This is a genomic window from Mesorhizobium sp. B283B1A, from assembly GCF_020165735.1.
Classification (GTDB): domain Bacteria; phylum Pseudomonadota; class Alphaproteobacteria; order Rhizobiales; family Rhizobiaceae; genus Mesorhizobium; species Mesorhizobium opportunistum.
In genome coordinates this window covers 85334-104079 of sequence record NZ_JAIUIQ010000009.1, presented here as the reverse complement: position 1 = coordinate 104079, position 18746 = coordinate 85334, and the positions used below count along the sequence as shown (strand labels likewise).

The window sequence follows — 18746 nt, the reverse complement described above, 5'->3', positions numbered from 1 at the left end:
ACGCCGAATCCGGCTTGGGTCACGATCCGAGTGCCGTCTCGATCAGCCGTTTGGCATCAGGACCCGACCACTCGGCCGGCCCGTTCATATGGGCGATCAGGCAGCCTTCGCCATCGATCAGCATGGTGACGGGAAGGCCGAGCGCCAGGCCGCGCGTCTTGAGGTCGTTGAACAGCGCCATCGTCGAATCGCGGTAGTAGCCGAGCGTCTCGACACCGGTATCCTTGAGGAATTTCTTCGGCTTCACATCGTCGCCGGTATCGACATTGACGGCGACCACCTGAAAGGCATCGCTGCCTTTCTCCTTCTGCAGGGCATCGAGCGCCGGCATTTCGGCACGGCAAGGCGCGCACCATGTCGCCCACAGATTGAGCAGCACCGTCTGGCCGGCATGGTCGGCGATCGTCATCGGCTTGCCGTCCGGCCCGTTGAAGGCGAGGCGCTTCATGGATCGCGGCGGATCGGCCGGCAACAGCGCCGCAACCTCGCCGGTGGCAGCGGCGGCGACCTTCTTGGCACGGTCGCTCTTGGCGGCGCAGGCGACGTCGTCCTTGCCGTCGTTGACGGCCGCTTGCGGCGCGGCGTTGTTGCCAGACCGGCTCTCGCTGACATATACCGCGACCGCGCCGGCCAGCACTCCCGCCACCAGGGCGGCGAGGATCAGGCGCGGGGCCGGGAAAAATCTGTTTCCGTCTGCCATTTTCTCAAAACTGCTCCGAAGCACGGGTTTTATAGCGATGAGCGACAAGAAGACCAGCAATCAGATGTGGGGCGGACGATTTGCCTCGGGTCCGGCCGCGATCATGGAAGCGATCAACGCATCGATCTCGTTCGACCGCAAACTCTATGCGCAGGACATCAGAGGCTCGATCGCCCATAGCGAGATGCTGGCGCAAACGGGCATTATTTCGGCGGCCGATCAAGAAAAAATCGCTCACGGCCTGAACACGATTCTGAAAGAGATCGAGGCCGGCAGCTTCGAGTTTTCGACCCGGTTGGAAGACATCCACATGAACATCGAGGCTCGCCTCGCCGACCTCATCGGTCCGGCGGCTGGCCGGCTGCACACCGCCCGCTCGCGCAACGACCAGGTGGCGGTCGACCTGCGGCTCTGGGTCAAGGACGAGTGCTTTCGCGTCGCCGAAGCATTGAAGGGCCTGATCCGGGCGCTGCTGGAACGCGCCGAGGAACACGCGGCGACCGTGATGCCGGGCTTTACCCATATGCAGGCAGCGCAGCCGGTGACCTTCGGTCACCACTGCATGGCCTATGTCGAGATGTTCGGGCGCGATCTGTCGCGCGTGCGCGACGCCATCGAACGAATGGACGAGAGCCCGCTGGGTGCTGCCGCCCTTGCCGGCACCAGCTTCCCGATCGACCGCCATCAGACCGCGAAGGCGCTCGGCTTCCGCGAGCCGATGCGCAATTCGCTGGACAGCGTTTCGGACCGCGATTTCGCGCTGGAGTTCCTGGCGATGGCGGCGATCTGCGCCACGCATCTGTCGCGGCTCGCCGAGGAGATCATCATCTGGTCAACGCCGCAGTTCGGCTTCGTCAGGCTGTCGGACTCGTTTTCCACCGGCTCCTCGATCATGCCGCAGAAGAAGAACCCCGACGCCGCCGAACTGGTGCGCGGCAAGACGGGCCGCGTCAACGGCCATCTGGTCGGCCTGCTGACGGTAATGAAAGGCATGCCTTTGACCTATGGCAAGGACATGCAGGAAGACAAGGAATCGGTTTTCGATGCCGCCGAGACGCTCGACCTGATGCTCGCCGCGATGACCGGCATGGTCTCGGACATGACAGTCAACGCCGTGGCGATGAAGAAAGCCGCCGGTTCCGGGCACGCCACCGCCACCGATCTTGCCGACTGGCTGGTGCGCACGCTCGGACTGCCGTTCCGCGAGGCGCATCACGTCACCGGCCGCGCGGTGGCACTGGCAGAGGAGAGGAAGGTCGGGCTGGAGAAGCTTTCGCTGGAGGATCTGCAGTCGATCAACCCCGGCATCACTTCGGATATTTTTTCGGTGCTGGCGGTGCAGAACTCGATCAAGAGCCGCACCAGTTTCGGCGGCACGGCGCCATCGGAGGTGAGGAAGCAGATCCGCGCCTGGAAAAAGCGCATCGCAAAGGCGTAATACCCGGATATTGCGACCAGCAATATGCCGACATTGCGATCGGCAATATCAGGATATTGCGAACAACAATATCCGGGGTGCAATGCGCCGAGAACTCGGCTAAAAGCGGCGGCTGGCAAACGTTTCGGACGGATGGATCGATGACCGGAAGCAGGATTTTGGTGACGCTGACGCTTCTGGTGGCGGTCGCCGCGGTGACGGCCTGCGGCCGCAGGGCCGGTCTCGATACGCCCTACGAGGCGGCCGTGCAGGCCCGCAAGGATGCCGAGAAGGCCAAGCAGCCCGTGCCGCCGGAGCCGGAAAAACCGGTCAAGGACAAGAAGTTCTTCCTCGACCCACTGATCTAGAGCCGATGAGAGCGGGTTTGGTCTTCCAAACCTGATCTCACAGTGCCCCAACTTTCCGGAAAACACTCTCGTGAACCATTTCGATTACCGCGACGGCGTGCTGCATGCCGAGGACGTGGCGATACCAGATATCGCCTCGGAGGTCGGCACGCCGTTCTATTGCTATTCGACGGCCACGCTGACCAGGCACTACCGCGTATTCGCCCAGGCCTTTGCCGGGCTCGACGCGCTGGTCTGCTATGCCATGAAGGCGAATTCCAACCAGGCGGTGCTGCGGACGCTGGCGAGGCTCGGCGCCGGCGCCGACGTGGTGTCGGAAGGCGAGTTGCGCCGGGCACTGGCCGCCGGCATCCCGGCCGGCAAGATCCTGTTCTCAGGCGTCGGCAAGACGGCGCGTGAAATGGATTTTGCGCTCACCGCCGGCATCCTTTGCTTCAATGTCGAATCCGAGCCGGAACTCGAACTCCTGTCCTCCCGCGCCGTGGCTCTCGGCAAGGTGGCGCCGATCTCGTTGCGCATCAATCCTGATGTCGACGCCAGGACCCACAAGAAGATCTCCACCGGCAAGGCGGAGAACAAGTTCGGCATTCCGTGGCAGCGGGCGCGTCAGGTCTATGCCCGCGCTGCCGAATTGCCGGGCATCAAGGTCACCGGCATCGACACCCACATCGGCAGCCAGATCACCGAATTGCAGCCCTTCGACGACGCTTTCGCGCTGCTTGTCGATCTGGTCGGGGCACTGCGCGCCGACGGCCACGCCATCGAGCATATCGATGTCGGTGGCGGCCTCGGCATTCCCTACCGTGTCGACAACAACCCGCCTCCGCTGCCCGATGCCTATGCCCAGATCGTCAGGAAGCATGTCACCAAGCTTGGACTCAAGGTGATGTTCGAACCGGGCCGGCTGATCGTCGGGAATGCCGGCGTCCTCGTCTCGGAGGTGATCTTCGTGAAGGAAGGCGACGCCAAGAATTTTCTGGTCGTCGATGCCGCCATGAACGACCTGATCCGGCCGACGCTCTACGATGCCTTCCACGACATCAGGCCGGTCGTCCAGCCGCCGGCCGACACGCCACGCATGATGGTCGATGTGGTCGGGCCGGTCTGCGAGACCGGCGATTATATCGGCCTCGACCGCGACCTGCCCAGGCTGAAGGCCGGCGATCTGGTAGCGGTTTCCACGGCCGGCGCCTATGGCGCGGTGCAGGCCGGCACCTACAACACGCGTCTTCTGGTGCCTGAGGTGCTGGTCGATGGCGACCGTTTCCACGTCGTGCGTCCGCGTCTGACCTATGACGACCTGATCGGGCTGGATTCGGTGCCCGATTGGCTGGCATAGAGCGTTTCACCGTTTCACCGAAACGGCGAGCCGCTCTGTCTCCTTGTTTTGACGCAATTCCGTACGGAAAACCGCGCACACTTTTCCTGGAATTGCTCTAGAAGCCGCACCGCCTGTCGAGCTATAGCCGGTTCTGGATGAGCGCCCTTGTGTCGGCGATCCTGTCCTCGTCACGGCGGTAAAACGTCCATTGCTTGATGCGCTTGGTGCGCAGCAGGCCGGCATGGGTAAGCACGCGCATATGCTCGGAGAGCGTCGCTTGCGTAATGCCGAGCTTCTCCGCGATCAGCAGCGCGCAAACGCCGTCCTCGACAAGATCGCCGTCCGCCTGGGTCGGGAAATGCGCGCGCGGATCCTTCAACCAGTCGAGGATTTGCAGCCTGCGCTCGTTGGCAATCGCCTTGAAGACATCAACCTCTTGCATTTAGCTATTTTGCCAAGTTACTAATTACAGTCAATCCCGAGGAGATCGCCATGCCGCAAGGCAACACCGTCACACGCGAACGCATTGCCGCGATGGAGCCGCGCATTCGCCCTTATATCAGGCGCACGCCGGTGCTGCGCGTCGACATGGCCGACTTCGACCGGCCGCCGCTGGCGGTCGACCTCAAGCTCGAATGCCTGCAGCATTCCGGCTCGTTCAAGGCGCGCGGCGCCTTCACCAATCTTCTCGAACGCCAGGTTCCCGAGGCTGGCGTCGTCGCCGCGTCGGGCGGCAATCACGGCGCCGCCGTCGCCTACGCCGCCATGCGGCTTGGGCACAAGGCGACCATCTTCGTTCCCGAAGTCAGCCCACAGGCCAAGCTGGAGCGTATTCGCTCCTATGGCGCCGAACTGGTCGTTGGCGGCGCCCGCTATGCCGAAGCGCTGGCCGCCAGCGAACGTTTCGCCGAGGAAACCGGCGCTCTGCAGATCCACGCCTTCAATCAGGAAGAGACGCTGGTCGGCCAGGGCACGCTCGGGCTGGAGATCGAGAGCGACCTGCCCGAGATCGACACGCTGCTGGTCGCGGTCGGCGGCGGTGGCCTGATCGGCGGCATCGCCGCCTGGTATGCAGGCCGCATCCGCATCGTCGCCGTCGAGCCGGAAGGCGCGCCGACACTTCACCGCGCCTTCGAGGCGGGTCACCCCGTCGACGCGCCGGCGGAAGGCATCGCCGCCGATTCGCTGGCGCCAAAGCGCGTCGGCGAAATGATGTTCCCGATCGCCGAAGCCTTCGTTGAACGCTCCATCCTGGTCAGCGACGACGACATCATCGCGGCGCAGAAAGCGCTGTGGAGCAGCGTGCGCATCATCTCCGAGCCGGGAGGTGCCGCCGCCTTCGCCGCGATCCTGTCCGGCCGCTACGCGCCGGCATCGGGAGAACGCGTCGCCGTGCTGGTCTGCGGCGCCAACGCAAACCCCGCCAATTTTTGATTGCAACCATTTCGGCCGGCTTCACGTTTTTTCAAACTGCCTCGCCTTTGCCGTGTTTGCTGGTATTCTTCGAGTCGTGAGGCTTGGGCTATTTTGCCCCTCCCATGGAAGGGCCGATGACGCAACGACCCACCTTCAGCAACGACCGCGGCCTGGCCGGGCGCCTCGCCTTGAGCCGGCTGGCGACACGGGTCTCGATGGTGGTCGAGCGTGGCTGGCCGCTGCTGCTCCCGCTCGTCATCCTCGCCACCCTGTTCCTCAGCGCCTCCTGGTTCGGCATTTTCTCCCGGCTGCCGGATATGCTGCGCATCGGCCTTGTCGCCGCCTTCGGCGTCGCCGGGCTCGCCGCCCTCTATCCGCTGCGCTTCTTCCGCGTGCCAGGTGCTGCCGAGATCGATCGCCGCATCGAGGCCGCCAACAGCCTGCTGCACAGCCCCGTGCTGACGCAGACCGACCGGCCAAGCGGCAGGGAAAGCAGCTTCTCCCAGGCGCTCTGGCGCGAGCATCAGAAGCGCATGGCCGCAAAGCTTGACAGCCTCGGCGCCGATTTGCCGCGCACGCGCGTGCCGGAGCGCGATCCCTGGGGGCTGCGCGCCGTGGCGGCACTTCTGCTCGTCACCGCCTTTGCCTTCTCCTTCGGGCCGACGGGCGGCCGGCTAAGCGATGGGTTCATGGCCCATGGCACATACGACATCGTGCCGCCGCGCATCGATGCCTGGGTGACGCCGCCGGCCTATACCGGCAAGCCGCCGATCTTCCTGACCGCCGACGCCAACCAGGCTATGCCGACGTTTCATGTCCCCGAAGGCAGCGAGGTCTCCTTGCGCGTCACCGGGGGCTCGGGCGAGGAAACGTTGGCCTATGCCGACAAGGACGGCAACGCCCGCGCCATCGACCCGGCCAGCCAGCAGGCTGCCTCCGCCAAGCCGGCAGCGGGCCCAGCGCCATCCTCCTCGCCGTCGAAGATACGCCAGTTCATCGGCAAGCTGACCGGCGACGGCACGCTGACGCTGAAGTCGGGTGAGGATCAGCTCGGCCGCTGGGCCTTCGCCGTCGTGCCCGACAAGCCGCCGCAGATCCGCTTCGTCGGCGAGCCCAAACGCGCCGCCAACGGCGCCTTCGAGCTCAACTACCAGATCGACGACGACTACGGTGCTGCCAACGCCAAGGCGGTGTTCGCGCTGGGCGACCCGCAGGCGCCGGGTGCACGCCCGCTCTACGGCCCGCCCGAGATGCCGCTGACGCTGCCGCGCCGCGGCGGCAAGTCGAATGCGGCCAAGACCTCGAAGGACCTGACAGAGCACGTCTGGGCCGGCAACAGCATCAAGCTGACGCTCGTCGCCACCGACGACGCCGGGCACACCGCGTCGAGCGAGACCAAGACCCTGGTGATGCCCGAACGGCCGTTCTCCAACCCGCTGGCCCGGGCGGTGATCGAACAGCGCCGCCTGCTAGCGCTCGACGCCAATGCCAAGCCGCGTGTGCTCGACCTGATGGACGCCATCACGCTGCGGCCGGAAGACACGTTCGACAATATGTCCCACTACCTCGCCATCATGAGCGCGCGCAGCCGGCTGAAGCTGGCCGAAAGCGACGATCAGCTGCGCAGCGAGGTCGCTTATCTCTGGGAAATCGCGCTCGGCATCGAGGAGGGCAACCTCTCTGCCGCCGAAAAGCGGCTGCGCCAGGCGCAGCAGGCGCTGCAGGACGCCATCAAGAACGGCGCCAGCGACCAGGAAATCGAAAAAGCGATGAAGGAGCTGCGCGAGGCGATGAACCAGTTCCTGCAGGAATTCGCCGAACGCGCCAAGCAGAACCCGAACGCGCCGCAGATGCAGCAGAATGGCCAGGAACTGCGCCAGAGCGACATCGACCGCATGATGGACCAGATCGAGAACCTGGCGAAGTCGGGCGATCGCGACAAGGCGCAGCAATTGCTGTCGCAGCTGCAGGACATGATGAACAACCTCCAGGCCGGACGTCAGCAGCAGGGCGGCCAGCAGGACAGCGAGATGCGCCAGCAAATGGACAAGCTGGGTGAAATCCTGCGGCGCCAGCAAGAGATGATGAACGACACCTTCCGCATGGACCAGATGCAGCGCGGCGAACGCCAGCGCGGACAGAACCGCGACGAGCAGCTTGGCCAGGGCAGCGGCGAGGACCAGGACAAGCCGGGCGTTGGCCAGGATCGCGACCCGCTCGCCAGGCAGAAGCCGATGACGCCACAGGAATTCGCAGATGCGCTGAAGCAGCTGCAGGAAGGCCAGGGCCAGCTGAAAAGCGATCTCGACAAGCTGAAGAAGGGCCTCGAAGGCATGGGCATGGAGCCCAATGAAGGATTTGGTGAGGCCGGCAAGTCCATGGGCAGCGCCGAGCAGGCGCTCGGCGAGGGCCAGGGCGACGAAGCCGTCGGCCATCAGGGCCGGGCGCTGGAGGCGCTGCGCAAGGGTGCCAAGGACATGATGAAACAGATGCAGGCCATGCAGGGCGACCAGGGCGGCAGCGAGCAAGGCGGCCGCCAGCAGAATGCCGACCGGGACCCGCTTGGCCGGCCACGCGCCGGCAAGGGGCCGGATTTCGGCGATTCGGTGAAGGTGCCCGACGAGATCGACGTCCAGCGCGCGCGCCAGATACTGGAAGCGATCCGCAAACGGCTCGGCAATGCGCTCAGCCCCGATGTCGAGCGCAGCTATCTCGAACGGCTGCTGGAGTTGAAATAGGACAGCCGGAGCAACCGGCTGCTTTATGCAACGGCAGGCTGGGCTTGCCTGTTGACGAACGCTTCCCGGATCGCCTCTTGCATGCCGTCGATCGCCTCGCCTGACGCATTCGGGTTGCGATGCATCACCACATTCGAGGAATCGATGTCGCCGAACCCGTCGGCCGACGTCAGCTCACGGCAGCCTTCCGGAATGTTGCTGCGCGAAATCGGCGCGATCGCCAGCCCCGAGGTGACGGCAAGCTTCAGGCCGCCATTGGTGTCGCTGGTATAGGCGACGCGATAGGCAAGGCCGCGCTGCTCCAGCGATTTGATGGCGAAATCCTTGCACCAGCCGGCTCGGTTGTAGAGCGCGATAGGCACCGGACGCTCCTCATGCATGTGATGCAGGGTCGATGTCACCCACACGGTCGGATCGTGCATCAGCACTTCGCCGCCGGAAGCATCCTGCCATTCGAACACCACGCACAGATCGAGTTCGCCCGCGGCGAGTGACGCCATCTGCGCCCAGGAATGGGCATAGCGCACGGTGACCTCGACCTGTGCGTGGCGCTTCGAAAACGCGCCGAGCGCCCGCGACAGGATGGCGTGGCCATACTCCTCCGGAATGCCGATGCGCACCGGCCCGCCGAGCGGCGCGGCCGTCATCGACGCCGCCGTTTCCTCGAGCAGCGCGACGATGCGGCGGGCGTTGCCGATGAGTTCGCCGCCGCGCCGCGTCAGTGCGACGCCGCGCGAACCGCGCTCGAACAGGCTGTCGCCGACCAGGCTTTCGAGCCTCTTCATCTGCATCGACACGGCCGACTGCGTGCGGCCGGCCAGTTCGGCCGCCTTGGTGAAATTGCCGGCATCGGCAATGGCCACGAAGGTGCGCAGGAGATCGCTGTCGAGGGTCGGCCGCATGGAATCCGCCATAAGAAAATTTGATTGCTGGTATCATTCCAATTCGTTTGCAACATGTCAAACGTCGGACGATAGTCGCCTCACCCATTGGATATGCGGCTGCCGAATCGGCTGCGGACCAATCGAGAGTCCTCACTCGTGCCCGCTGCCCGAAACGGTGGCGGGTTCTTTTTGATCTGCAGGCGGGGGCCTCCGGTCATACGCGCGGGAGCCTGAACGCGGATGCAAAATAGGATGGTGCGCGGCATCCTGAGCCTGTGCCTCGGCGTGCTGGTCTTCTCGCTGCAGGATCCGCTCGTCAAGGCGGTGTCGAGCGGCTATCCGGTGACCCAGGTGATGGCGATCCGCTCGATCGTCGCCTTGCCGATCCTGATCCTTCTTGTCCACGCCGATGTCGGCCTGCCGGCAATCCTGTCGCGGCGGTTCGGCCTGCTGACGATACGCGCCTTCATCCAGTTCACCTCCTATACGATGTACTATTTGGCCATCGCCGCCCTGCCGCTGGCCGATGCCGTGGCGCTCTACTTCATGGCGCCGTTGTTCATCATGGCGCTGGCCGGACCGTATCTTGGCGAGCGCGTCTCCTGGCGCACGCTGGCGACCGTGCTGATCGGGCTGCTTGGCGTCGTCGTGATGGTGCGTCCGGGCGCCGGCCTGTTCGACTGGGCGGCCCTGCTGTCGCTGGGCTCGGCGGCGCTCTACGGCTTCTCGCAGTTGATGGCCCGCAAGATCGGCGATACCGAATCGTCCACCGTCATGGCCTTCTATCAGAACGGCGCCTATCTCATCGGTGCTGCCATGGTCGCCGGCTCGTTCCACTCTGCCGGCATCACCCATGCCGTCCACCCGAGCCTGGAATTCCTGGTGCGGCCGTGGATATGGCCGACGCTGCCGGATTTCCTCAAGATGGCGGCCTGCGGCTTCGTCGCTTCGGCCGGCATGATCCTGTTGTCGCAGGGCTACCGGCTGGCGCCGGCCAACCGCGTCGCCACCTTCGAATACACCGGCATCCTGTGGTCGCCGCTGTGGGGTTTTCTGTTCTTCGCCGAAGTGCCGCGGTCGACGACCGTCATCGGTGCGGCCCTGATCATTGGTGCCGGCCTGCTGGCGCTCAACAGCGGGTTGCGCAAGAGCCCGGCAGCGGCTTTGGCTGCCACCGACCCAGCCTGATCAGGCGAAGCAGATCAGCGCCCGTTCGACCCGCGAGCGGATTTCAGCCAGCGTGAAGGGCTTTTGCACGACATCGAGGATGATGCCGTTCAACTCCTCGGCGCGCTCGCGCTGGTCGGCATAACCGGTCATCAGCAGGATCTTCATCGCCGGGAAAAGCGCGGCCGCCGCGATCGCCATCTCGATGCCGTCCATCTCCGGCATGCGGATATCGGAGACGACGAGGTCGTAACCGCCATTCGCGGCGCGGATCAGCGAAAGCCCTTGCGCGCCATCGGCGGCGATATCGATTGTGTGGCCGGCGCGTTCGAGCGCGCGGGCGGCGAGGGTGCGGACGGACTCATCGTCCTCGACGATCAGAAGCTTTGCCATGGCCGGCATATTTGGCGGCCAAACGTTGACTTTTCCTGAAGCCCCGACTGGCCGGCGGGCTAATTTTCTTGGACGCCGCTAAGGCCTTTTTCAGAATCGCCAAAGCGAGGCAAAGGCCTTACGCATCGCCTTTCACAACACCCACGAACGGCAATTCGCGGAAAGCATGTGCTACGTCCATGCCATAGCCGACGACGAAATAATCCGGGCAGTCGAAGCCGACATAGTCGGCGTTGAGCGCGGTCTGGCGGCGCATGCGCTTGTCGAGCAGCACGGCGATGGAACAGCTTTTCGCGCCACGCGACAGCATCAGGTCACGGGTGAAGCTCAGCGTCTTGCCTGATTCGAGGATGTCATCGATCAACAGCACGTCGCGGCCGGCGACCTCATTGTCGATGTCCCGCAGCACCCTCACCTCGCCGCTGCTGGTGCCGGCGCCATAGCTGGAGATGAAGATGAACTCGACCTCGGGCGACAGGCCGACGTCGTGCATGGCGCGGATCAGATCGGCGGCGAAGATGAACGACCCCTTCAGCACCGAAATCACCAGGAGATCGTGATAGTCATGCTCGGCGATCTCCTTGGCCAGCTCAAGATTGCGCCGTGCAATCGCCGACGCCGAAAATAGGACCTCGATGTCCTTGTCGCGTACGATGGGCATTGCTCGTCTTCCCCGGTGATCGCCTACTGCGCAAAAGTGACCAAAACGGTCCTTACGCCGTTCTTAGGCACGTCGAGCCGGCTGGCAAAGCCAAATCTTTCTCCCGACGCCAGCGAATGGCCGGATGTCCCCAACGTATAGCGGGTCGTGCGCCCATCATTGCCGGTCACCCGGATCTCGAGCGGCGGCAACTGTGCCGGCTTCGCGCCGTCATTGGCGGCCTCGCCATCGACGAACAGCACGGGATTGGCCCCGGAGGCGTCGACGCGAGAGGTGACGCCCGAAATCGTCAGCGCCGATGTTTGCCCACCGGAGAGAAACGGTGCCTGGCGCACCAGCGCGTGCCCGCCGGAGACCCAGAAGGCGGCAAGGGCAGCGGCAATGCCGGCGATCCAGAAGATCGGCCCGCCGCGCGAGGCTGGCGGCCGCTCCACCGGCGCCTCGGGCTTGCGCAGCATATCCATGCCCTCGATGGGCGGCGTGACGATCGCGCGCGGCGGCGGTGGAACGCTTTCGGCCGGGAGCCGCGACATCACCACATAATCGGCATCGACGACGTCGGCCGCTGGACCGCGTATGAACCGGTCCATCGCGGCGATTGCCGGGGGATCGGTCATGATTTCGCCGGAAACCGGGCGCGCGGTTCGTTCGTCAGCCATCATGGCCCCAGCGTTGCAGCACGTGTTCGCTTTTCGTTTCTTTTGCGTAAACAAAAATGGTTAACGCTTCCCCACCGGAGCCCTTGTGACGAGCCGAAAGAACCCAGGAATTAACCGCCGGTTAACCATGCCGGCCGATGGTCTTTTCGCAGAACAGGCAGGTTATACCCTGCCACGAAATTCAGGTCGTCGAAATTGATTCGCTTCGAAAATGTCGGCCTCCGCTATGGCATGGGTCCGGAAATCCTCCGCGACATTTCCCTGCATATACCGGAGCGCTCGTTCCAGTTCCTGAGCGGGCCGTCGGGCGCCGGGAAGACGACCTTGCTGCGCCTTCTGTTCATGTCGCTGAAGCCGACGCGCGGGCTGATAACTATCTTCGGCAAGGACCGCTCGCGCATCTCGCGCACCGAACTGCCGCATTTGCGGCGCCGCATCGGCGTGGTTTTCCAGGATTTTCGCCTGCTCGACCACATGACCACCTACGAGAACGTCGCGCTGCCGCTGCGCGTGCGCGGGCGCGAGGAAGCAAGCTACCGCACCGATGTCACCGAGCTGTTGAAATGGGTGGGGCTGGGCGAGCGCATGCATGTGCTGCCGCCGGTCCTGTCGGGCGGCGAGAAGCAGCGCGCCGCGATTGCGCGCGCGCTGATCGAGCAACCGGAGATCCTGCTCGCCGACGAGCCGACCGGCAATGTCGATCCGCCGCTGGCGCGGCGGCTGCTACGACTGTTCATCGAACTCAATCGTCTCGGCACCGCCGTGGTGATTGCGACCCACGATCTCGGCCTGATGGAACAGGTCGATGCACGCCGCATGATCCTGGCCGGCGGAAGGCTGGACATCTATGACTGATTTGTCCGTCGAACATCTCCACGAGCACGAACAGGAAGCCGACACGGCCGAGGCAAGGCCACGCGCCCAGCGCAAGATGGCGCCGATCGTGCCGGCGCAGAACATCGCCGGCCGCGCCCTGGTGCTGGTCATCGCCATCATGACCTTCCTGTCCTGCCTGACCTTCGGCGCGGTGACGCTGGTGCGTGATACGGCCTCGGTCTGGGAGAACCAGATTTCGCGTGAGGCGACGATCCAGGTCAAGCCGGCCGACGGCCTCGACATGGAGGCAGCGCTCACCCAGGCTTCGCAGATCGCCGGCGAGTTCCCCGGCGTGAAGTCGACGCGGATCATCGACCGCGAGGCGACCGCCAGGTTGCTGGAACCGTGGCTTGGTTCGGGCCTCAACATCGACGACCTTCCGGTGCCGCGCCTGATCATCGTCACCATCGACGAGAACAGTCCGCCCGATTTCGCCGCCATGCGCGCCGCGATCACGCCGAAGCTGCCGAGCGCCTCGCTCGACGATCACCGCACCTGGGTCGACCGGCTGGTGGCCATGGCCCGCACCACGGTGACCATCGGTATCGCCGTTTTGGCGCTGATGCTGGCGGCGACCGTTCTGACGGTCGTGTTCGCGACCCGCGGCGCCATGGCTGGCAACGGCCATATCATCGAGGTGCTGCATTTCGTCGGCGCCGAGGCGGCTTTCATCGCGCGCGAGTTCCGTCGGCATTTCCTGGTCACCGGCATGAAGGGCGCGGCCCCCCGCGGGGGGGGGGGCGCGGCCGCCGGGGGGGCGGCCGCGGTGCTCGTCTTCATCGTCTTTTCCTGGTGGTCGTCACGCAACATGGCGACGCCGCAGGCCGACCAGGCCACTGCCTTGTTCGGCAATTTCGCCATCGGCTCGGCCGGCTATTTCGGCGTCGTGCTGATGGTGCTGGTGATCGGCGCACTGACGGCGGCAACCTCCCATGCCACCGTCGTCGCCTATCTCAGCGACATCGACGTCCGCCAACCCGACGCATGAAAAGGGAGCGTGTCTGTGGGTCGAGGGCGCGGGTGGAAACGAGACGGATCACGGATGGAGAAACAGCGTAACGCAAAGTGCGTCTTTTACCTATCAAAGGCCGCATTTCGGGATTAACGATATGGCCATGGACGTGCGGGATTCGACCGGGACGGCTGGGCAGATGCCAGTGGTGGTTGCTCGTTCGCGCGACCACGACAAGGTTAGCCGTTTAAAGACGGCAATTCGGATCTCCGCACTCTCGCTCCTCGTCCTCGCAACCTTGTTCGCCGGCGGCTTCGGCTGGTTCGCCAACAAGGTCAGCCATCTGACCACGCCTACCAATCCGACCAAGGCCGATGCCATCATCGTGCTGACCGGCGGCCAGTCGCGCCTCGACGCCGCGATGGAATTGCTGGCATCCGGCAAGGGCGAGCGACTGCTGATCAGCGGTGTGCACCCTTCCGCCAGCCGACGCCAGCTCCAGGCCGCGACCGGCGGCGACAAGAAGCTGTTTTCCTGCTGCGTCGACATCGACCGCGCGGCGCTCGACACGATCGGCAACGCCGAGCAAAGCGCCAAATGGGTGACAAACCATGCCTATGGCACGGTGATCCTGGTCACCAACAACTATCACATGCCGCGCAGCCTGCTGGAAATGGGCCGGCTGCTGCATGGCGCAAGGCTCGAGCCCTATCCGGTGGTCAATTCCAATCTCGACAATGGCGGCTGGCTGACCAAGCCGCGGGCGTTGCGGGTGCTGTTTACCGAATACACCAAATATCTGCTGGCGCTGGCGCGCGGCATCGTGCCGGTGAAGCCGACCCCAGACGGCATAGCGCTGGCCGAAACCGCGGCTGGCGGCTGAACCGGTATCAGCCCTCGGCCGCAGTCTCTGAAATTCCCTTGAGACGCGCGATCTCCTGTTCGAGCTGTTGAATGCGCCGGTCCCGCTCACCAAGCGCTGCCGCGACATCGGCCGCCTCGAAACGCTGCGGAATGTGCTGCGGGCAATTGGCATCCCAGGCCGAAACCGTGAACAGGATGACTTGCTCCGGCCGCGCCTTGTAGTCCTGCGGCATCAGCCTCGCCATCAGCTCGGCGTCGTTTTCGACGACGCGCGCCGTGCCCCAGATCTTGATGCGCTGGCGCAGCATATAGTCGATCAGGAAAAGGAAGGCCCTCGGATTGTCGGCCAGATTGCCCTGGGTGATGAATTGCCTGTTGCCGGCAAAATCCGCGAAGCCGATCGTCTTTTCGTCGAGCACCTTGAGAAAGCCGGCCGGCCCACCCCGGTGCTGGATGTAAGGCTGGCCGTCGCCATTGGCCGTCGACAGGAAGACGCTGGTCTGCATCGAGAGGAAAGCAGCAAGCTCAGGCGTGATGACGCCCTGCCAGCCGCCACGCTCCTCGACCCGCGCATAGGACTGGCGCGAGCCCTTGCGGGCCTGGATCGCCTTGACGGTCGGTGTGAAGGCGACGTCGCTGGTGAAAGCATGCGCGTTCATCGAAACCTCCTTGATGTCTCCGGTCCAAACACTTGAGAGACGATGCTAGAGCCCGAGCTCCGACAATGTCGGGTGATCGTCCGGACGGCGGCCGAGCGGCCAGTGATATTTGCGGTCGGCCTCGCCGATCGGCAGGTCGTTGATGCTGGCGATGCGCAGGCGCATCAGCCCGTGTTCGTCGAACTCCCAATTCTCGTTGCCGTAGCTGCGGAACCACGAACCTGAGTCATCGTGCCATTCATAGGCGAAGCGCACGGCGATGCGATTGCCGTGGAAGGCCCAGACCTCCTTGATCAGCCGGTAGTCGAGTTCGCGGCTCCATTTGCGGGTCAGGAAAGCCTGGATGGCATCGCGGCCCTGCAGGAATTCGGCACGGTTGCGCCAGCGGCTGTCGGTCGTGTAGGCGAGCGCGACCCGTGCTGGATCGTGGGAATTCCATGCATCCTCGGCCATGCGCGCTTTCTGCGCTGCGGTCTCGGCGGTGAAGGGCGGAAGCGGCGGGCGGCTTTCAGACATGGGATTCCTCTGCGTCATGAAGGACTGGGACCGGCTGACACCGCCGGCCCTGCCGCATTCAGGCAGCATCGCGGGCGGAAACAACCGGAAAATCGATCGCGGTGCGGGCTACCTCATTGATATAGTTGGTCCAGACGTTCAGGGCGACATGCCGGACGATCTCGATGATCTGCCCGTCATCGTAGCCCGCCAGCCTTACAGCGGCGACATCCTCATCGCCGACATGCCCGCGGCTTTGCGCAACCTTGGCGGCAAAACGCACCGCCGCGGCCGCCTTGGGATCCGTGGAACTGCCATGGCGGTTGGCGATCATCTCGGCGTCGTCGAGCTTGGCGAGGTTCTTGCCAAGGTAGCTGTGCGCGGAAAGACAATAACTGCAGCCATTGATCTCGGCGATTGCCAGCGCGATGCGCTCGCGCGTCGGCGCCGGCAGCCGGCCCTTGGCCAGCGCACCCGACATGCCGAGATAGCCTTCAAGCGCGGCTGGACTGTTGGCGACCATCCGAAACAGGTTCGGCACGACACCGAGCTGTTTTTCCACTGCCCGCAGCATGGGCTGCGCGGCTACGGGAGCGGTGGCGATGGACGAAAGCGTGGCGATGCGGGGCATGGGAATTCCTCTGGATTTGCCCCTCCTATATGCATCCTTCCATCTTGCGGATGTAGGTGCCATAATTGCAATCCATCCTTCCAATTTATGGGAAAAACCATGGATCGCCTCGAAGCCATGTCCCTTTTCGTCGCAGCGGCGGAGTCCGGCAGCCTTTCCGCTGCCGCGCGTCGTCTGGGCACTCCTCTGGCGACTGTCAGCCGCAAGGTCTCCGAGCTGGAACGGCATCTCAAGACACGCTTGTTGAACCGGTCGACACGGCGGCTGACGCTGACCGATGCTGGCCATGCCTATCTTGCCGCCTGCCGTCGTATCCTGGAAGACGTCGGAGACGCCGAGCGTACCGCTGGTGGCGAGTACAGCACACCGACAGGTGAACTGATCGTCACCGCGCCGATCGTTTTCGGCCGCCTCCATGTACTGCCGGTCGTCACGGCGTTCCTGGCCGCTTACCCCCAGGTGGATATCCGCCTGACGCTCGGCGACAGGATAGTCCAATTGGCCGAGGACCATATCGACCTCGCCATCCGCATCGGCAGATTGCCGGACTCGCGCATGGTCGCGACCAGGGTCGGTTCGATCCGGCATGTCGTCTGCGCAAGTCCAGCATATCTGGCCGGGCACGGAACGCCGAAAACGCCGAAAGACCTTGAGACCCATAGCTGCATCACCTTCGAGGGTCTAGGCTCGCTCGCCACATGGACCTTCGCGGCGGACAAGTCTGATTTTCCTGTCCCTGTCCGTTCCAGGCTCCGGGTCAACACCGCAGAGGCGGCGATCGATGCGGCGACTGCCGGGATCGGGATGACGCGCGTGCTCTCCTACCAGATCGTCGCCGCTGTACGCTCAGGGGCACTGCAGCCCGTGCTCGAGGATTTCGAACCTGAGCCGTGGCCGGTAAACCTGGTGCACGCCGGCCAGGGCCGGCTGCCGGTGAAACTGCGCGCCTTCCTGGACTTTGCCGGCCCGCGCCTCAGGGAACGTCTGGCGCAGGCGACCTGGTAGAATGAGCCGTATTGTACCGTTTCCTTTTTGCGCCTGCTTGGTGTAACCAACGCACACTTCCTCACCGGACCTCCCCCATGCTCTATGTCAGATCGCTGGCGTTCAATTTCGTCTTCTACGTCAATCTGATCGTCCAGATGATCCTCTGGACCCCCTACTATTTCCTGTCGCCCCGTCACCGCGCCTGGTTCGTGCCGAAATTCTGGTCGCGCACCTGCATGTGGCTCTACGACAAGATCGCCGGAACGAAGAACGACATCACCGGCCTGGAAAACCTGCCCGAGGGTTCCTTCATCCTGGCGCCCAAGCACCAGTCGTTCTGGGACGCGATCGCCTTCTTCCCATTCCTCCAGGATCCGCTCTACATCCTCAAGCGCGAGCTAACCTGGATCCCGTTCTTCGGCTGGTACATCATGAAGATGCGCATGATCCCGGTCGATCGCGGCAGCCGTTCCAAGGCCCTGAAGGCGGTTGTCGCGGCGACCAGGGAGGAACTGGCGCGCAACCCGCGCCAGCTGATCATCTATCCCGAAGGCACGCGCCGCGCGCCGGGCGACGAGCCGGCCTACAAATACGGCATCGTCGAAATCTATGCGCAGCTTGGCGTTCCGGTGGTGCCGGTTGCCCATGTCGCCGGCCTGTACTGGCCGCGCCGCAAGTTCCTGCGCTATCCCGGCACCATCAAGGCGCGTTTCCTGCCACCGATCCCGCCGGGCCTGGGCAAGGACGAATTCATGGCGCGACTGATCGGCGACACGGAAGCCGCCTGCGACCAGCTCCTCGTCGAAGCGTCCCAAGCGCCGAATCCGCCGGCCTTGCCGCCAACGGCGGTCAAGCGCCTGCGGGAGCTCGGCGCGAAAGCCTGAGGCTTTGCTGCCAGAAAAGTCAGCCGAACACAGCAAGAACCGTGGTCAGCACCAGCGTCGCGGCAAAGACCAGATTGATGATCCGGGATGCCACCGGCCGGCGCAGAAAGCGCGCGAACGCGGCACCCGCGAGCAGCCACACGGCATGGATGACAACGATCATCGCCGCCAGGACCGTCAGCTTCAAAGGTAGGCCAAGCTCGGCGGCGCCTTGCTTAGGAGCAGCGCCGGCGAACACGGCGGCGATCGCCACATAGGCTTTTGGATTGGCTATCGCCAGGAGGAACCCGGCCAGCCATGTCGGGCGCGACGTCTCGGCGGCATGCGCCGCCAGCGGCGGAGCGCTGGCGATCCTGAAGGCAAGATAGAGGATATAGGCGGCGGACGCGACAGCCAGCGCCGGTGCCAGCTTCGGCATCGAGGTGAGCGCCGCCATGACCCCGGTCGCCACGACCAGCAGCACGGCGACGGTGCCAAGCACGATCCCGCAGGTGTAGCGCAGCGATTGGCGCAGGCCGAAGGCCGCGCCGACGGCGGTGACGCTTATCGTCGCCGGCCCTGGACTGCCCATGACGACAGTGGCGGCAAGCACCAGCGCGAGCAGCTGGCGCCAAAGCTCCGGCTGCGAAACAAGCGGTCCGGCCATCTGATCCTCTATCCTGCCCCGTGCGAAG

21 protein-coding genes are annotated in these 18746 nt (G+C 64.4%); 11 read left to right on the top strand and 10 right to left on the bottom strand.

Annotation, left to right across the window (positions count from 1 at the left end):
- Positions 1–19 precede the first annotated feature (19 nt).
- The gene (tlpA, locus tag LB577_RS09935) at positions 20–700 is read right to left on the bottom strand and encodes a thiol:disulfide interchange protein TlpA (RefSeq protein WP_224686575.1); all 681 of its coding nucleotides are present in this window, start codon (positions 698–700) and stop codon (positions 20–22) included.
- A 37-nt stretch (positions 701–737) separates the two neighbouring features.
- On the opposite strand from tlpA, the gene argH reads away from it, so the two are divergent.
- From argH to lysA, 3 genes are all read left to right on the top strand, one after another.
- Positions 738–2138 carry an argininosuccinate lyase gene (argH, locus tag LB577_RS09930; protein WP_224686574.1) on the top strand — a complete coding sequence of 467 codons (1401 nt, stop codon included), beginning with the start codon at positions 738–740 and terminating at the stop codon, positions 2136–2138.
- Between the two features lie 140 nt (positions 2139–2278).
- A complete protein-coding gene (locus LB577_RS09925) occupies positions 2279–2485 on the top strand; it encodes a hypothetical protein (RefSeq protein ID WP_013892818.1) in 207 nt (68 codons plus the stop codon).
- 70 nt (positions 2486–2555) lie between these two features.
- Positions 2556–3824 carry a diaminopimelate decarboxylase gene (gene lysA, locus LB577_RS09920; protein WP_224686573.1) on the top strand — a complete coding sequence of 423 codons (1269 nt, stop codon included), beginning with the start codon at positions 2556–2558 and terminating at the stop codon, positions 3822–3824.
- Positions 3825–3945: 121 nt separating this feature from the next.
- Here lysA and LB577_RS09915 read toward each other — a convergent pair whose 3' ends face one another.
- On the bottom strand, positions 3946–4248 hold the full coding sequence (locus tag LB577_RS09915; RefSeq protein WP_224686572.1) for an ArsR/SmtB family transcription factor: 303 nt from the start codon (positions 4246–4248) through the stop codon (positions 3946–3948).
- A gap of 50 nt (positions 4249–4298) precedes the next feature.
- Here LB577_RS09915 and LB577_RS09910 point away from each other — a divergent pair, with 50 nt between their 5' ends.
- Positions 4299–5240 (top strand): threonine/serine dehydratase, encoded by a 942-nt coding sequence (locus LB577_RS09910; RefSeq protein ID WP_224686571.1) that lies wholly within the window; start codon positions 4299–4301, stop codon positions 5238–5240.
- A gap of 116 nt (positions 5241–5356) precedes the next feature.
- The gene (locus LB577_RS09905) at positions 5357–7960 is read left to right on the top strand and encodes a TIGR02302 family protein (RefSeq protein WP_224686570.1); all 2604 of its coding nucleotides are present in this window, start codon (positions 5357–5359) and stop codon (positions 7958–7960) included.
- 23 nt (positions 7961–7983) lie between these two features.
- Here LB577_RS09905 and LB577_RS09900 read toward each other — a convergent pair whose 3' ends face one another.
- On the bottom strand, positions 7984–8862 hold the full coding sequence (locus LB577_RS09900; protein WP_224686569.1) for a LysR family transcriptional regulator: 879 nt from the start codon (positions 8860–8862) through the stop codon (positions 7984–7986).
- 222 nt (positions 8863–9084) lie between these two features.
- On the opposite strand from LB577_RS09900, the gene LB577_RS09895 reads away from it, so the two are divergent.
- Positions 9085–10032: a DMT family transporter gene (locus tag LB577_RS09895; protein WP_224686568.1), complete on the top strand. Its 948-nt coding sequence runs from the start codon at positions 9085–9087 to the stop codon at positions 10030–10032.
- On the opposite strand, the gene LB577_RS09890 is transcribed toward LB577_RS09895, so the two are convergent.
- The 3 genes from LB577_RS09890 to LB577_RS09880 form a co-directional block, all read right to left on the bottom strand.
- Positions 10033–10404 carry a response regulator gene (locus LB577_RS09890; protein WP_023763880.1) on the bottom strand — a complete coding sequence of 124 codons (372 nt, stop codon included), beginning with the start codon at positions 10402–10404 and terminating at the stop codon, positions 10033–10035. It abuts the gene before it with no gap.
- Positions 10405–10522: 118 nt separating this feature from the next.
- Positions 10523–11065 (bottom strand): hypoxanthine phosphoribosyltransferase, encoded by a 543-nt coding sequence (gene hpt / locus LB577_RS09885; protein WP_023776768.1) that lies wholly within the window; start codon positions 11063–11065, stop codon positions 10523–10525.
- Positions 11066–11088: 23 nt separating this feature from the next.
- Entirely contained in the window at positions 11089–11727 is a 639-nt protein-coding gene (locus tag LB577_RS09880; RefSeq protein ID WP_224686567.1) for a hypothetical protein, read from the bottom strand.
- A gap of 192 nt (positions 11728–11919) precedes the next feature.
- Between LB577_RS09880 and ftsE the strand changes: the two genes are divergently transcribed.
- The 3 genes from ftsE (at position 11920) to LB577_RS09865 (ending at position 14435) form a co-directional block, all read left to right on the top strand.
- On the top strand, positions 11920–12579 hold the full coding sequence (gene ftsE / locus LB577_RS09875; RefSeq protein WP_010911739.1) for a cell division ATP-binding protein FtsE: 660 nt from the start codon (positions 11920–11922) through the stop codon (positions 12577–12579).
- Positions 12572–13588: a cell division protein FtsX gene (locus LB577_RS09870; protein WP_224686566.1), complete on the top strand. Its 1017-nt coding sequence runs from the start codon at positions 12572–12574 to the stop codon at positions 13586–13588. Before ftsE ends, LB577_RS09870 begins: the two co-directional genes overlap by 8 nt.
- 121 nt (positions 13589–13709) lie before the next feature.
- A complete protein-coding gene (locus LB577_RS09865) occupies positions 13710–14435 on the top strand; it encodes a YdcF family protein (RefSeq protein WP_023763876.1) in 726 nt (241 codons plus the stop codon).
- Between the two features lie 7 nt (positions 14436–14442).
- Here LB577_RS09865 and LB577_RS09860 read toward each other — a convergent pair whose 3' ends face one another.
- The 3 genes from LB577_RS09860 to LB577_RS09850 are packed head-to-tail and all read right to left on the bottom strand — an operon-like array spanning position 14443 to position 16201.
- Positions 14443–15075, bottom strand: coding sequence for a pyridoxamine 5'-phosphate oxidase family protein (locus LB577_RS09860; RefSeq protein ID WP_023763875.1), 633 nt, complete (start codon positions 15073–15075; stop codon positions 14443–14445).
- 45 nt (positions 15076–15120) lie between these two features.
- Complete coding sequence (locus LB577_RS09855; protein ID WP_023763874.1) at positions 15121–15591, bottom strand: DUF1348 family protein; 471 nt, start codon at positions 15589–15591, stop codon at positions 15121–15123.
- Between the two features lie 58 nt (positions 15592–15649).
- Positions 15650–16201, bottom strand: coding sequence for a carboxymuconolactone decarboxylase family protein (locus tag LB577_RS09850; RefSeq protein WP_224686565.1), 552 nt, complete (start codon positions 16199–16201; stop codon positions 15650–15652).
- 99 nt (positions 16202–16300) lie between these two features.
- Here LB577_RS09850 and LB577_RS09845 point away from each other — a divergent pair, with 99 nt between their 5' ends.
- On the top strand, positions 16301–17206 hold the full coding sequence (locus LB577_RS09845) for a LysR family transcriptional regulator (RefSeq protein ID WP_224686564.1): 906 nt from the start codon (positions 16301–16303) through the stop codon (positions 17204–17206).
- A gap of 77 nt (positions 17207–17283) precedes the next feature.
- Positions 17284–18072, top strand: coding sequence for a lysophospholipid acyltransferase family protein (locus tag LB577_RS09840; protein WP_224686563.1), 789 nt, complete (start codon positions 17284–17286; stop codon positions 18070–18072).
- A 19-nt stretch (positions 18073–18091) separates the two neighbouring features.
- On the opposite strand, the gene LB577_RS09835 is transcribed toward LB577_RS09840, so the two are convergent.
- Complete coding sequence (locus LB577_RS09835) at positions 18092–18718, bottom strand: LysE family translocator (protein ID WP_224686562.1); 627 nt, start codon at positions 18716–18718, stop codon at positions 18092–18094.
- Positions 18719–18746 lie beyond the last annotated feature (28 nt).

Excerpts from the sequence above, each read along its gene's own strand:
- tlpA (WP_224686575.1), bottom strand. The coding sequence starts at position 700 with ATGGCAGACGGAAACAGATTTTTCCCGGCCCCGCGCCTGATCCTCGCC.
- argH (WP_224686574.1), top strand. The coding sequence starts at position 738 with ATGAGCGACAAGAAGACCAGCAATCAGATGTGGGGCGGACGATTTGCC.
- LB577_RS09925 (WP_013892818.1), top strand. The coding sequence starts at position 2,279 with ATGACCGGAAGCAGGATTTTGGTGACGCTGACGCTTCTGGTGGCGGTC.
- LB577_RS09915 (WP_224686572.1), bottom strand. The coding sequence starts at position 4,248 with ATGCAAGAGGTTGATGTCTTCAAGGCGATTGCCAACGAGCGCAGGCTG.
- LB577_RS09910 (WP_224686571.1), top strand. The coding sequence starts at position 4,299 with ATGCCGCAAGGCAACACCGTCACACGCGAACGCATTGCCGCGATGGAG.
- LB577_RS09905 (WP_224686570.1), top strand. The coding sequence starts at position 5,357 with ATGACGCAACGACCCACCTTCAGCAACGACCGCGGCCTGGCCGGGCGC.
- LB577_RS09900 (WP_224686569.1), bottom strand. The coding sequence starts at position 8,862 with ATGCGGCCGACCCTCGACAGCGATCTCCTGCGCACCTTCGTGGCCATT.
- LB577_RS09895 (WP_224686568.1), top strand. The coding sequence starts at position 9,085 with ATGCAAAATAGGATGGTGCGCGGCATCCTGAGCCTGTGCCTCGGCGTG.
- LB577_RS09890 (WP_023763880.1), bottom strand. The coding sequence starts at position 10,404 with ATGGCAAAGCTTCTGATCGTCGAGGACGATGAGTCCGTCCGCACCCTC.
- hpt (WP_023776768.1), bottom strand. The coding sequence starts at position 11,065 with ATGCCCATCGTACGCGACAAGGACATCGAGGTCCTATTTTCGGCGTCG.
- LB577_RS09880 (WP_224686567.1), bottom strand. The coding sequence starts at position 11,727 with ATGATGGCTGACGAACGAACCGCGCGCCCGGTTTCCGGCGAAATCATG.
- LB577_RS09870 (WP_224686566.1), top strand. The coding sequence starts at position 12,572 with ATGACTGATTTGTCCGTCGAACATCTCCACGAGCACGAACAGGAAGCC.
- LB577_RS09865 (WP_023763876.1), top strand. The coding sequence starts at position 13,710 with ATGGCCATGGACGTGCGGGATTCGACCGGGACGGCTGGGCAGATGCCA.
- LB577_RS09860 (WP_023763875.1), bottom strand. The coding sequence starts at position 15,075 with ATGAACGCGCATGCTTTCACCAGCGACGTCGCCTTCACACCGACCGTC.
- LB577_RS09855 (WP_023763874.1), bottom strand. The coding sequence starts at position 15,591 with ATGTCTGAAAGCCGCCCGCCGCTTCCGCCCTTCACCGCCGAGACCGCA.
- LB577_RS09850 (WP_224686565.1), bottom strand. The coding sequence starts at position 16,201 with ATGCCCCGCATCGCCACGCTTTCGTCCATCGCCACCGCTCCCGTAGCC.
- LB577_RS09845 (WP_224686564.1), top strand. The coding sequence starts at position 16,301 with ATGGATCGCCTCGAAGCCATGTCCCTTTTCGTCGCAGCGGCGGAGTCC.
- LB577_RS09840 (WP_224686563.1), top strand. The coding sequence starts at position 17,284 with ATGCTCTATGTCAGATCGCTGGCGTTCAATTTCGTCTTCTACGTCAAT.
- LB577_RS09835 (WP_224686562.1), bottom strand. The coding sequence starts at position 18,718 with ATGGCCGGACCGCTTGTTTCGCAGCCGGAGCTTTGGCGCCAGCTGCTC.